General features: G+C 37.1%; 8 protein-coding genes. 7 read left to right on the top strand and 1 reads right to left on the bottom strand.

The window, feature by feature from the left end; all coding sequences use genetic code 11:
• Positions 1-1908, top strand: a complete 1908-nt coding sequence (locus ABD745_RS12675) for a DUF294 nucleotidyltransferase-like domain-containing protein (protein ID WP_344830335.1) — start codon at positions 1-3, stop codon at positions 1906-1908.
• 2 nt (positions 1909-1910) lie between these two features.
• Here ABD745_RS12675 and ABD745_RS12670 read toward each other — a convergent pair whose 3' ends face one another.
• Positions 1911-2588: an NUDIX hydrolase gene (locus ABD745_RS12670; RefSeq protein ID WP_344830333.1), complete on the bottom strand. Its 678-nt coding sequence runs from the start codon at positions 2586-2588 to the stop codon at positions 1911-1913.
• Between the two features lie 525 nt (positions 2589-3113).
• On the opposite strand from ABD745_RS12670, the gene ABD745_RS12665 reads away from it, so the two are divergent.
• From ABD745_RS12665 to ABD745_RS12640, 6 genes are all read left to right on the top strand, one after another.
• Positions 3114-5483: a beta-L-arabinofuranosidase domain-containing protein gene (locus tag ABD745_RS12665; protein ID WP_344830331.1), complete on the top strand. Its 2370-nt coding sequence runs from the start codon at positions 3114-3116 to the stop codon at positions 5481-5483.
• A gap of 319 nt (positions 5484-5802) precedes the next feature.
• On the top strand, positions 5803-7713 hold the full coding sequence (locus ABD745_RS12660; protein WP_344830329.1) for a sialate O-acetylesterase: 1911 nt from the start codon (positions 5803-5805) through the stop codon (positions 7711-7713).
• A gap of 33 nt (positions 7714-7746) precedes the next feature.
• A complete protein-coding gene (locus tag ABD745_RS12655) occupies positions 7747-9201 on the top strand; it encodes an MFS transporter (RefSeq protein WP_344830327.1) in 1455 nt (484 codons plus the stop codon).
• A gap of 146 nt (positions 9202-9347) precedes the next feature.
• The gene (locus ABD745_RS12650) at positions 9348-10469 is read left to right on the top strand and encodes an endo-1,4-beta-xylanase (RefSeq protein WP_344830324.1); all 1122 of its coding nucleotides are present in this window, start codon (positions 9348-9350) and stop codon (positions 10467-10469) included.
• 174 nt (positions 10470-10643) lie between these two features.
• The gene (locus ABD745_RS12645; protein ID WP_344830322.1) at positions 10644-11612 is read left to right on the top strand and encodes a glycoside hydrolase family 43 protein; all 969 of its coding nucleotides are present in this window, start codon (positions 10644-10646) and stop codon (positions 11610-11612) included.
• A 148-nt stretch (positions 11613-11760) separates the two neighbouring features.
• A complete protein-coding gene (locus ABD745_RS12640; protein WP_344830319.1) occupies positions 11761-13794 on the top strand; it encodes an alpha-glucuronidase in 2034 nt (677 codons plus the stop codon).
• Positions 13795-13915 lie beyond the last annotated feature (121 nt).

The following is a 13915-nucleotide window of genomic DNA, read 5'->3' as shown; positions in this document are numbered from 1 at the left end:
ATGCAGGAAAAAGTTGTTTCGTTATTAAAAATAACAGAACCTTTCCATCTTTTGCCAGAAACGGTTCTTGTAGAAATTTCTGAGTACCTTACAAAAACCGAGTTTGCTAAAGATACCCTTATTTATCGTCAAGATGTGACGGAGATGACAGGCGTAAGCATTATTGCATCCGGCGAGTATGAAACTTTTTTTTTCGATGCCTCAGAAAACAAAAGAGCGGTAACCAAACATCATAAACCTTATTGTTTTGGCGGAATTTCCATTATTCTGAACAGGGTTCGTGCATTGAAATCTGCCATAGCCAAAAAAGGAACCGTGGTTTACACCTTACCCAGAAAGGAATTTTACGAATTGTGTAATGCTTACGAAGATTTTTTTCACTATTTCACTTCAGATTTTGGTAAAAAAATGTTGGATGAGGAGTTTTCTCATTTTGTAAAAACACCCGCCACTTTCGAGGAAAGTTATTTCGCAGCCGACCAGTTGTATTCCAGAAAAATTGAAGGCATTGCTTACAAAAGCATCGTTTCGTGTGATGAAAATACGCCTGTCTTTGAAGCTGCTAAAATGATGGCAGTCAATAAGGTAAGCTGTATTTTTATCAAAAAATCGGAGAGTGACGAGATTATTGGTTATGCGACAGATATTACTTTAAGGGATAATGTCATCGCTCGTTGTCTGGATTCAAGAATAGCCATTTCGGAAGTGATGGATAATCCGATTGTTAGTATTTCCAGCGATGCCTATCTTTATGAAGCGATTCTGATGATGTTCAAAACCAAATCAAGGTATCTTTTGGTAAAAAATGAGGAAGAATATGTCGGTTTTCTGAGCAGAAACCGTTTGCTGAGCGAGCAGGCGCAGAGTCCGCTCGTGTTTATTCAATCCGTAAAGCAGGCAGAAAATACAGAGGAACTCCGCAAAAAATGGAATCAGGTTCCGGATATTATCAATCAGCTTTTGGGAAGGGGAGTGCACGGCGAAATTGCCAGTCAGGTCATTACTACGATTGCCGACACCATCACCGGAAAAGTGATAGAAAAAGTTATAAAGGAAATAGGAAAACCACCTGCGAAATTTGCCTTCATTGTCACCGGAAGTGAAGGAAGGAAAGAGCAGACGCTGAGTACCGACCAGGATAACGGAATCATCTACGAAGACAAGGCCAATGAACACAGGGAAATGGTTCGGGAATATTTTCTGGATTTTGCCAAAAAAGTTTCAGACGACCTCAATACGATTGGTTTCGAATACTGCAAAGGCGGCTTTATGGCAAGCAATCCCAAATGGACACATTCTCTTTCTCATTGGAAAAGAAATTACAGCCAATGGATTGAAGAATCTGTACCGGAAAATGCAATGAAATTTTCCACTTTTTTTGATTTTCGTTTCATTTACGGTGACGAAAATATTGTACGCGAACTGAAAACTTTTATCAAAGAAAAACTCGTTTCGCCCAATCAAATTTTCTTTGCACATATTGCAAAAAATGCATTGCAATACGAACCACCTTTGACTTTTTTTAAAAGAATAAAAACCCAGACCATCGGAAAATCAGAAGTTTTCGATATCAAAACGGCAATGTCTCCAATTGTGGATTTGGTTCGTGTTTATGCATTGAAAAACCATCTGGAAATGGAAAATACAGGAGAAAGAATGAAAAAACTGACGGAAATTGGTATTTTCACGCAGCAGCAGTATAATGAAATGCATCAATCGTATTATTACTTGATGGCGCTCCGCTTAAAAAATCAGGCAAATCAAATTAATATCGATAAAAAACATCCCAATAATTATGTCGAAATTAGTAAACTCACCAAAATAGAAAGGGTAACCTTAATCGAAATCTTCAAGACGATTGCCAATTTTCAGTTGGGAATTAAGGTGAAATTTACCGGAAGTTTCTAATCTTAAATTTTAAACATAAAACCTTCCGCAATTTTTTTATTGTATTTTTCCTCGTCAAAAGTGTAGAGAAAAGACCCTTTTTTAGACGAACTCATATCTTTTTCGCTGGTTTTTACCAATACATCTAAAGCATTGATTTTGCTGGTAAAATTTCGCTTGTCGTATTTTTCGTCAAAAATAGCTTCGTAAAGATTCTGCAGATCTTTCATTGTGAATTTTTCAGGAAGCAGTTCAAAGCCGATCGGTCTAGTGGTTGCTCTTCTTCTCAGTCTCAGGACAGCATCTTTTACCATTGCATTGTGATCAAAAATCAAATCCGGGTGACCTTTTAAATCAAACCATTTAGCGCTGTATTTCTCATTGATTTGAATAGAATCCTGAATGTTAATCAATGCATAATGCGATATCGACATAATTCTGGCACTGGGATCGCGGTCAACCGCGGTGTAAGTATTCAATTGTTCAAGATAGATATTTTCCAAACCTGTCAACGCATTTAGAATACGATTGGCCGCTTGATCGGAACTTTCTTGTTCATTGATAAATCCTCCCATCAATGACCAATCTCCTTTGTTGGGTTCAAAATTTCTTTTAATCAAGAGAATTTTAAGATTTTCTCCATCAAAACCGAAGATAATACAGTCTACTGCGACAAAATGTTTAGAATAATTCTCTTCCATCAAAATGATTTTATGCAAAGTTAAAGGTTTTAAAGTAGATTTTAATATGAAAAATAAATAAATGTATGTCGAACACTTTATTTTTCCACCATCACCATTTTTTTAATAATTTGCGGGTTTAAGGAAGTGTTTTGGGGAATTGTTTTCATCTTTTGAGCAATTTATTTGCCAAAATTACTATGAATCCTATATGAATGCAATGTTAAAATTGTGTTAAAATTTTATTTTGAATTTAAGTTAAAAATTTATTCGACATATTATTTAAAATACGATAAGTGTAAATATAAATTTTTATTGTTTTTTATAAACCCACTCTATCTATTTTGATAATGACGAAATTACATTTATTTAATTGATATTCTATGGTTTGTCTATTCTTGTTTTTTATGATAAGGTAAAGCTTTTTTAGGCTTTTTTTCATTGCCACAAAATGCTTTTTCAATAAGATTTATTTCCAAATGATGAAAATTGTTTGCCATATAGATACTTTCTTTTATTTTAGAAATGTAGAAATAACATTTATTAATGAACAAAAAATCACTGATATTATTTTTAAGCTTTACTTCGCTTGCTTTTGGGCAGGTAAAGAAAAATGTTAGCTACTTTCCGCTCAACAAGGTTCATCTGTCCGAAAGTGTTTTCAGCAAGGCAATGCAGACCGATGAAAAATATATCCTTTCGATGGATGCAGACCGACTTCTTGCACCTTATTTGAAAGAAGCGGGACTGAAACCTAAAAAAGAAAACTATCCCAATTGGGAAAATACCGGGCTTGACGGTCATATCGGCGGTCATTACATTTCGGCTTTGGCGTTAATGTATGCTTCCACAGGCGATCCAAAAGTCAAGCAGCGTTTGGATTATATGATTAATGAATTGGAACGTTGCCAGAATCTTTCAGAAAACGGTTATCTTTCAGGTGTTCCGAACGGTAAAAAAATCTGGAAAGAAATTGCCGATGGAAACATTCGTGCTGCAACTTTCGGTTTGAACGACCGTTGGGTTCCTTTATATAATATTCACAAAATTTATTCTGGTTTACGCGATGCCTATTGGTATGCAGACAGTGAGAAAGCAAAAAAAATACTGATAAAGCTTACAGACTGGATGGCTGATGAAGTTTCCGGACTTTCCGATGAACAGATTCAGGATATGTTGCGCAGCGAACACGGCGGCCTGAATGAAGTTTTTGCCGACGTGTACGATATTACAAAAAATCCGAAATATCTAAAACTCGCTCATCGTTTTTCACATCTTGCCATTTTAAACCCATTGCTGAATGGTGAAGATAAACTCACAGGAATCCACGCCAATACACAGATTCCGAAAGTGATTGGTTTTAAAAGAATTGCAGATTTAGAAAATAACAAAGAATGGAGCAATGCTGCCGATTTTTTCTGGACGAATGTCACGCAAAAAAGATCAGCGATAATCGGAGGAAACAGTGTAAGCGAGCATTTCAATCCCATCAATGATTTCAGCGGTATGATTAAAAGTATCGAAGGTCCGGAAACCTGCAATACGTATAATATGCTGAAACTTTCTAAAGAATTGTATGCAACCAATCCAAAATCCTCTTACGTAGATTATTACGAAAAAGCTTTGTACAATCATATTCTTTCCACCCAAAATTCCGACAAAGGCGGTTTTGTCTATTTCACGCCGATGCGTCCCGGCCATTACAGGGTTTATTCTCAGCCGGAAACCAGCTTTTGGTGCTGCGTAGGTTCGGGAATGGAGAATCACGCCAAATATGGTGAAATGATTTATGCTTATTCTGATGAAGATTTATACGTGAATCTATTTATTCCTTCCATTTTAAAATGGTCTGAAAAGAAATTGGTTTTGAGACAGGAAAATAATTTCCCTGAAAATCCATCAACAAAACTAATCTTTGACGTCGCTCCGAAATCAAATATAAATTTAAAATTAAGATCTCCTGAATGGGCAAATGCTTCTGAAATTACAATTTCAATCAATGGTAAAAATATCAATGTTCCGGTTGATGCCGAAGGCTATTTTACCATTAATAAAAAATGGAAAAAAGGAGATGTTATCGAAATGAAAATGCCGATGCATCTTTCCGCAGAGCAGCTTCCTGACCATTCGGACTATTTTGCGTTTAAATATGGCCCGATTGTTTTGGCTGCGAGATACGGAAAAGAAAATCAGGACGGACTTTTCGCTGATGACAGCAGAGGCGGACATATCGCGCACGGATCACAAATTCCTTTGAATGAAATCCCTACAATTTTGGGAAGTTCAGATTCGGTTTTAAGCCATTTGAAACAAGTTAGTGATAACGATTTAACATTCAAACTGACAGGTTTATACCCCGAAAATAAATTCAACAGAGGATTAGAATTAGTTCCGTTTTATAAAATTCAGGAAGAACGTTATATTATTTATTTTCCGCAGGCGAATCAGGATAAAATCGAAATGATTCAGAAACAAAAAGCCAAAGAAGAAGAGGAAATCAGAAAACTGGACAACATTACAACTGATAAAATTCAGTTAGGGGAACAGCAACCGGAATCAGATCATTTCATCGACAGCAAAGATTCCAACACCGGATATATGGAAGACCGCCATTTCCGTGAGGCAAAAGGTTGGTTCAGCTACCAGATGAGAAACAAAGATAAGAATGCAAAATACCTTTATCTTATTTATTTTGATGCCAACAATAACCGTACTTTGAATGCAGAAATCAATGGAACAAAAGCAATTTCTAAAAATTTCGACGGAAAGCTGGGCAACTCTCCACAATCATTATTAATCCCGATTCCTGAATCTGAAAGTAGGAAAGAGATTCTTAATGTAAAATTTAATACAAATGAAAAATCGCTTACACCGAAAATCATCGAGGTAAGATTGCTGGCAGAATTACCAAAATAGAGTAATAAGATAAATATCAATAGGGGCGGGCTTTAGCCCGTCTTGAAGAAATAAAAAATAATAGGCTTTAGCCAAAATTTATAATAGATTTTGGCTAAAGCCTAGAAAAAAATAATCAGACATCGGGCTAAAGCCCGACGCAATTGAAAAAAAATAAACGTTGCTGAGTTTGTAGTTTATACTGAGCTTAGCCTGTAGTGAGCTTGACGAACTATAGAAGTGCCTTTGCGAATCTTAAAAACAGTTAGTTGTATGAAAAAATATTTGCGAACTGTGCGTTTAAAAAAATATAAAACTGATTTAAATATTTAAAATAAATATGAACAAGAAAAATTTTACCAAAGTTCTGGTTTTACTTCTTTGTATATTCTGCATTTTCATTGAAGCCAAAATCAAACTTCCGGCACTGGTTTCAGATGGAATGGTTTTGCAGCGTAACCAAAAACTGAATGTTTGGGGAAAAGCTGATGCAGGAGAAAAAGTGGAAGTGAAATTCCTCAATAAAAATTACAAAACCATTGCCGACCAAACCGGAAACTGGAAAATCACACTTCCCGAGCAGAAAGCCGGAGGTCCTTACACGATGACTATCAATGAAATTACATTGAAAGATATTCTAATAGGTGATGTTTGGCTCGCTTCCGGACAATCGAATATGGAACTGCCGATGCGCAGACTGACTCCGCTTTATGCTGACGAAATTAAAAATGCAAATAATCAGAACATCAGGTTTTTTACGGTTCCTCAAAAATATAATTTTAAATCACCTCAAACCGAGCTTGATGGCGGAAAATGGGAAGCTACAAATCCACAAACGATTCTTAATTTTTCCGGAGTTGCTTACTTTTTCGCAAAAGAATTAAGTCAGAAAAATAAAGTGGCCGTTGGAATTATCCACGCAAGTTTAGGTGGTTCTCCGATTCAGGCGTGGATGGATGAAAATTCTCTGAAAAAATACCCTGAATATCTGGACGAAGCTAAAAAATGGCAAAATGATGATTTAATAAAATCTACCGAATCCGGCGAACAGGCATTGAGCAAAGCTTGGTACACAGAGCTCGACCAAAGCGATGTTGGATTAAACCAACATTGGGAAAATTTCGACCTAGACGATTCTGACTGGAAAACAATGAATATTCCCGGTTCTTGGGAAGATAAAGAAGGTTCTTTCGAAGGTTCTGTCTGGTTCCGAAAAGAAATTAATTTAACCAAAAATCAGGCAGGAAAAGCCGCTTTTTTAAATTTAGGAAGAATAAAAGATGCTGATGTTACCTACATCAACGGAACAAAAGTCGGAAATGTAACTTATGAATATCCGCCTCGTTGGTATGATATTCCAGCAGGTGTTTTGAAAGAAGGTAAAAACATTATTGCTGTAAGGATTACTAACGGTAGCGGAAAAGGACAGTTCATTGCTGACAAACCTTATTACCTCGAAATTGACGGAAATAAAATCGATTTAAAAACCGAATGGAAATATAAAATCGGTGCCAAAATGGAAAAAATGGCTCCGGGAACTACTTTCATCCGCTGGAAACCGACCGGATTGTACAATGCAATGATTAATCCGCTTATCAATTATAACATCAAAGGCGCCATTTGGTATCAAGGCGAAAGCAACACTGGAAAACCAAAAGAATACGGCGATTTGCTGACCACAATGATTCTGGATTGGCGAAATAAATGGAATCAGAAAGAGATGCCTTTTTTCACAGTACAATTAGCCAATTTTATGGAACCAAAAGCGCAGCCTATTGAAAGCAATTGGGCAGAATTAAGAGACCAACAGCGTCAGGTTTCTCTGAAAGTTCCGAACACCGGACTTGCTGTAATTATCGACATAGGAGAGTGGAACGATATTCATCCTTTAAACAAGAAAACAGTCGGAGACAGATTGGCTTTGCAGGCACTGAAAGTTGCCGACAAAAAGAATATCATCGCAGACGGACCGGTTTATCAGTCAATGAAAGTAGAAGGAAATAAAATCATTCTTTCCTTTAAAAATGGAACCGATGATTTTGCACCCGTTTCTGAACTGAAAGGTTTTGCCATCAAAGGAAAAGACGGAAAGTATGAATGGACAAAAGCAAAAATCGATGGCAATAAAATCATTGTCTGGAACGAGACGATTTCAAATCCAATTTCAGTAAGATACGACTGGGCAGACAATCCCGACGGAAACCTGAAAAACAAAACCGGACTTCCTGCATCACCATTTACTACAGAATAATCAATTATCATTTATCAATTATAAATTATTAAAATGAACAACTCATCTCAAAAAATATCTGTCGTTGAGAAAATCGGCTACAGTTTAGGAGATTTAGCCGCCAATCTGGTTTTCCAGACTTTGGTGACGTATTTAGCTTATTTTTACACCGATATTTACGGTTTAAAGCCGGAAGATGCATCCATCATTACACTTACGGTCGGTTTATTGGCTGGTTTTGTTTTTAATCCGATGATTGGAGCTTTGGCAGATAGAACCCGCACAAAATGGGGGAAATTCCGTCCTTGGATTTTGTTAACGGCAATTCCGTTGGGTGCTGCGGCACTTTTTGCGTTCAGCACACCCGATTTTTCTTATAAAGGAAAAATGATTTATGCAGCAGTTACTTACTCAGTTTTATTATTGCTTTATGCAGCCAATAATTTACCTTACGCAGCTCTAAGTGGCGTAATTACAGGCGATATGAGCGAAAGAAACAGTATTTCATCTTACCGTTTTGTTGCCGTTATGTTTGCGCAGTTTTTCGTTCAGGTATTTATGTTGCCGATTATTTTGTCTGCGGGACACGGTGACAAAGCAGCCGGAATCGAGGTTGTAATGACCTGGCTTGCAATTATCGGAACAGTAATGTTGCTCATCACTTTTCTCACAACCAAAGAAAGAGTGATTCCAAAACCGGAGCAGGAATCTACTTTAGGAGCTGATTTAAAAGATTTAAAGAAAAATAAGCCGTGGATTATTATGTTAACGGTTACCGCATTGATTTTCATTACATTGGCAATGAAAGGCGGTTCGTATGTGTATTATTTTAACAATTATGTAGATGAAACTTCGCTTCAGCAATTTATATCACCGATTACCAATTTCTTCAATTCCATTGGGATGAATTTCTTCGGAGAAGACCCTCGTTCAGCAGGTTTCGGGTTATTCAATGCAGGTGGAATCATTATGATGATTGTTGGAATCACTTTCTCGAAAAAGTTTGCAGATAAATATGGCAAAAGAGATGCATTCATCGCTTCACTTTTTATTTCAACACTATTCGTTTTAGCATTTATATTTTATCCGCCAAAATCCGTCGGATTAATGTTTTTATCCCAGGTTTTACACGGTTTCTTCTACGGAATCGGAACGCCATTACTTTGGGCGATGATTGCCGACGTTGCCGATTATTCAGAATGGAAGAACAACAGACGTGCGACAGCAATTATTTTCTCGGCAATGATGGTCGGTTTGAAAGTTGGTTTAAGCATTGGAAGTTCATTAGTTGCATTAATTATCGGAAAATATGGTTACATTTCCTCAGAAGGTACAGTCAACGTGATACAGCCGGAAACCGTTTCCACAGGTGCCAAAATGCTGGTCAGCGTATTCCCGTCAATCCCGTTCTTTTTAGCGTGCGGATTGCTGATGTTCTACGAAATCAATAAGAAAAAAGAAATCGAAATCGAGCACGACCTTAAAGAAAGAAGAAAAGCGAAAGATTAATGATATAATAAAAATTTGGGCAGCTATTTCCGTCTTCCACTCCCAATCTTTTTTGCCAAAGCTTTTCCAGCTGCAAAAAAAGGATTTCCGTTCAAGCCGGGCTGCGAGTGATTCGGTGTATTAAAAATAATTAGAAAAATAAAATTATGAAACGAATTATAGCATTATTAGGAATTTTAACCTTAACTGTTTCGTGCAAGACAGCCAACACGGCAACTTCCAACGATTCCCTGAAAAATGCATTCAAAAACAAATTCTATATCGGAACAGCGATGAGTCTTCCGCAGATTTATGAGAAAGATGTAAAATCTGTAGAAATTATTAAAAACCAGTTCAGTTCCATTGTTGCCGAAAACTGTATGAAATCGATGTTTTTGCAGCCAGAGGAAGGAAAGTTCTTTTTTGATGATGCCGATAAATTTGTGGCTTTCGGAGAGAAAAACAAAATGTTCATCATCGGTCATACTTTGATTTGGCATTCGCAGTTACCCAAATGGTTTTTCGTAGACAAAGACGGAAAAGATGTTTCTGCTGAAGTCTTAAAACAAAGAATGAAAAATCACATTACCACCGTTGTCACCAGATACAAAGGTCGCGTAAAAGGTTGGGATGTGGTTAATGAAGCTATTATGGAAGATGGAACTTACCGTAAAAGTAAATTTTATGAGATTCTTGGCGAAGAATTTATTCCGTTGGCTTTCCAGTACGCTCAGGAAGCAGACCCGAATGCAGAACTCTATTACAACGATTACAACGAATGGCATCCCGGAAAAGTAAAAACTGTAAGCAAAATGGTTCAGACTTTAAAATCCAGAGGAATCCGAATCGATGGAGTAGGAATGCAGACCCACGTTGGTCTTGATACACCAACCCTTGACGAATACGAAAAAGCAATTCTTGACTACACAGCAAACGGTGTAAAAGTAAATGTTACTGAAATGGAAATCAGCGCACTTCCCTCACCGTGGGGAACTTCTGCCAACGTTTCCGATAAGGTAGAATATGAAGCAAAAATGAATCCTTACACAGCCGGACTTCCCGAAAATGTAAAAACAGAATGGGAAAACCGTTATCTGGATTTTTTCAGATTATTCCTGAAACATCAGGATAAAATCAGAAGAGTAACCTTGTGGGGAACTACTGATGCACAATCCTGGAAAAATGATTTTCCGGTAAAAGGCAGAACCGATTATCCTTTACTTTTTGACCGGAATAATCAGGCAAAACCTATAGTAGAAAAAATCATTCAGTTAACAAAAGAAAAATAATGCAGCTTCAAACCTTATAGGTTTTCAAAACCTATAAGGTAAAAAAATAATCTGCAAATCACAAAAATGTTTCTCTCGCAGACTTAGCGAATTAAGTAGATTTTTATTTAAATAATCTGAAAATCTGCGAGAAAATAAAATTTATCAATCTATTATCTTAACATCTAAATTAAAATGAAAAAAGCAAAATATCTATTCCCGAAAGATTATATGGCAGACCCTTCCGTACACGTTTTTGAAGGCAAAATTTACATTTATCCATCACACGACCGTGAAAGCGGCATCGAAGAAAATGACAACGGAGACCATTTCGATATGAACGATTATCACGTTTTCTCGTTGGATGATGTAGAAAACGGCGAAATCACAGACCACGGTGTTGTCCTTTCGGTAAAAGATATTCCTTGGTCGGGAAGGCAATTGTGGGATTGTGATGTGGCATTCAAAAATGGAAAATATTATATGTATTTTCCGTTAAAAGATAAAAATGACATCTTCAGAATCGGTGTTGCGGTAAGTGACAAACCTTACGGACCATTTATTCCGGAGAAACATCCGATGTTGGGAAGTTATAGCATCGACCCTTGTATTTTTGAAGAAAACGGAAGACAATATATGTATTTTGGTGGAATCTGGGGTGGACAATTGCAGCGTTACAGAAACAACAAAGCCTTAGAAGCTGCAGTAATTCCAAATGATAACGAACCGGCAATTCCTTCAAAAGTTGTTTTATTGAGCGATGATATGCTGGAGTTTGAAGAAGAGCCGAAAGATGTTTTAATTCTTGACGAAAATGGAAATCCATTGCTTCACGGCGACAAACACCGCTTTTTCGAAGCGTCCTGGATGCATAAATACAACAGCAAATATTATTTCTCATATTCTACCGGCGATACGCATTTGATTTGTTATGCCACAGGCGACAGTCCTTATGGTCCCTTTACTTTTCAGGGAGAAATTCTGACGCCTGTCATTGGATGGACAACTCATCACAGCATTGCTGAATTCAAAGGAAAATGGTATCTGTTTTTCCACGACTCTGTTCCGAGTGAAGGAAAAACCTGGCTCAGAAGTATGAAGGTAATCGAATTGGAATATGACAACGATGGTAAAATTAAAACCATTGAAGGTTTAGAAGAATAATCTATAAAAAGTCCCGAAGGGACGATTTAACGAAGGATAGGATGAAATCCTATTATCAATAGGAACGGGCTTTAGCCCGTTTAAAGATGAAGAGATACAATTTGGCTTTAGCCAAAATTTATTTAAATAAAAATTAAAAGAAAATCTAATGCGCTATTTCCGACTGTACATCCTATTATTTCTAATGATTCCATTAACGATTTTCGCAGAAGACGGAAGTCAGCTTTGGCTTCGCTTCCCTGCAAAGAATGGAGTTTCAGCAGATAAAATCATTTCCAAAGGAAACAATCCGACTCTGAATATCGCCAAAAAAGAATTAATGAATCATTGGCAAGGTCAGGAAATTGAACTTCGAACCGACAAATCATTAAAAAATCTGAAAGGCGGTTATACCATAAAATCACTTCAAAATAAACTGGTCATTTCTGCCGAAAAAGAAATCGGATTGTTGTATGGTGTCTATCATATTCTACGTTTGCAGCAGACAAAATCTATATTAACAAATTTGAATATTACCGAAAAACCATCATATGATGTCAGGATTCTCAACCATTGGGATAATCTGGATGGAACCATTGAACGCGGTTATGCAGGGCATTCGCTTTGGAAATGGGAAGATTTACCCAGTAAAATTTCCCCCAGATACGAAGAGTATGCAAGAGCAAATGCATCCATTGGAATCAATGCAACCGTTCTTAACAACGTGAATGCTTCACCAAATATGCTCCGTAAAGACTATCTTGAAAAAGTAAAAATTCTCGCAGATATTTTCAGACCTTACGGAATCAAAGTTTATTTATCAGTCAATTTTTCGTCGCCTAAAGTTTTGGACGGATTGGAAAATTCTGACCCGTTGAATAAAGATGTTCAAAAATGGTGGAAAGACAAAGCATCAGAAATTTATAAATTAATTCCTGATTTTGGTGGTTTTTTAGTGAAAGCCAATTCCGAAGGACAACCGGGACCGCAGGATTACGGAAGAACGCACGCAGACGGCGCCAATATGATGGCTGACGTTTTGAAACCTTATGGCGGAATCGTAATGTGGAGAGCGTTTGTGTACAGTCCGAGCAAAGAAGACCGCGCAAAACAGGCTTATCTGGAATTTGTTCCGCTAGACGGGAAATTCAGAGATAATGTGATTGTTCAGATTAAAAACGGACCAGTTGATTTTCAGCCTCGTGAAGCGTTTAATCCGCTTTTCGGAGCTTTGAAAAAAACTTCCGAAATGGTTGAATTTCAAATTACTCAGGAATATTTAGGGCAAGCCAATCATCTGGTTTACCTTGCTCCTTTATTCAAGGAAACTTTAGACAGTGATACGTATTCTGACGGAAAAGGTTCTACAATTGCGAAAATTACAGACGGAACTTTAAGACCTGCAAAAATTTCGGCTATTTCGGCAGTTGCCAATATTGGTGAAGATAAAAACTGGACGGGACATCACTTTGCACAAGCCAATTGGTATGCTTTCGGACGTTTAGCTTGGAACCACGATTTGACTTCTGAACAGATTGCCGACGAATGGATTAAAATGACCTTCACTGACAACGAAAAATTCCTCAATCCTGTAAAACAAATGATGCTCACTTCAAGGGAAACGGCGGTAGATTATATGATGCCGCTTGGTTTGCACCACATTTTTGCAGGAATGCACCATTACGGACCGGAACCGTGGGGTGACTATAAAGGTACGAGAGCAGACTGGTCACCAGTTTATTATCATCAAGCAAATACGCAGGGTTTAGGTTTTGACAGAACCAAAACGGGAAGCAATGCTGTTTCACAATATTTTCCTCCACTCAACGACATCTACGGAAATATCAAAACGACTCCCGAAAACCTTATTCTCTGGTTTCATCACGTTCCGTGGGATTATCAGATGAAAGACGGTAAAACCTTGTGGGAAGAACTATCATACAAATATGATACAGGTGTAAAAAATGTCAGAGATTATCAGAAAATCTGGGACAAAATGCAGCCTTATGTTGATGAAGAAAGATTTACCGAAGTTCAATCAAAATTAAAGATTCAGTCAAAAGATGCCGTTTGGTGGAAGGATGCTTGTCTGTTGTATTTCCAGACGTTTTCAAAAATGCCGATTCCTTACGACATAGAAAGACCGGTTCACGAACTGGAAGATTTGAAGAAAATCAAACTCCCAATGGGTCATCACAATTAAATAAAAATTTAAGCAACAACTTTCTGAATCTTTTTAAGACAGAAAATTGTTTGTTTTATTTATTAAGTGTAAATTTAACACTTAAAATACAATTTAAAATATAAACATTCACTTTGATAAA

This window comes from Chryseobacterium ginsenosidimutans (assembly GCF_039536845.1).
GTDB classification, from domain to species: Bacteria; Bacteroidota; Bacteroidia; order Flavobacteriales; family Weeksellaceae; genus Chryseobacterium; species Chryseobacterium ginsenosidimutans_B.
Note: the sequence above shows the minus strand (reverse complement) of the source record. Positions and strands in the feature narration are given on the sequence as shown.

Bases quoted from the DNA above. Each gene is read 5' to 3' on its own strand.
- ABD745_RS12650 (WP_344830324.1), top strand. From the start codon at position 9,348: ATGAAACGAATTATAGCATTATTAGGAATTTTAACCTTAACTGTTTCG.
- ABD745_RS12645 (WP_344830322.1), top strand. From the start codon at position 10,644: ATGAAAAAAGCAAAATATCTATTCCCGAAAGATTATATGGCAGACCCT.
- ABD745_RS12670 (WP_344830333.1), bottom strand. From the start codon at position 2,588: ATGGAAGAGAATTATTCTAAACATTTTGTCGCAGTAGACTGTATTATC.
- ABD745_RS12640 (WP_344830319.1), top strand. From the start codon at position 11,761: ATGCGCTATTTCCGACTGTACATCCTATTATTTCTAATGATTCCATTA.
- ABD745_RS12675 (WP_344830335.1), top strand. From the start codon at position 1: ATGCAGGAAAAAGTTGTTTCGTTATTAAAAATAACAGAACCTTTCCAT.
- ABD745_RS12655 (WP_344830327.1), top strand. From the start codon at position 7,747: ATGAACAACTCATCTCAAAAAATATCTGTCGTTGAGAAAATCGGCTAC.
- ABD745_RS12660 (WP_344830329.1), top strand. From the start codon at position 5,803: ATGAACAAGAAAAATTTTACCAAAGTTCTGGTTTTACTTCTTTGTATA.
- ABD745_RS12665 (WP_344830331.1), top strand. From the start codon at position 3,114: ATGAACAAAAAATCACTGATATTATTTTTAAGCTTTACTTCGCTTGCT.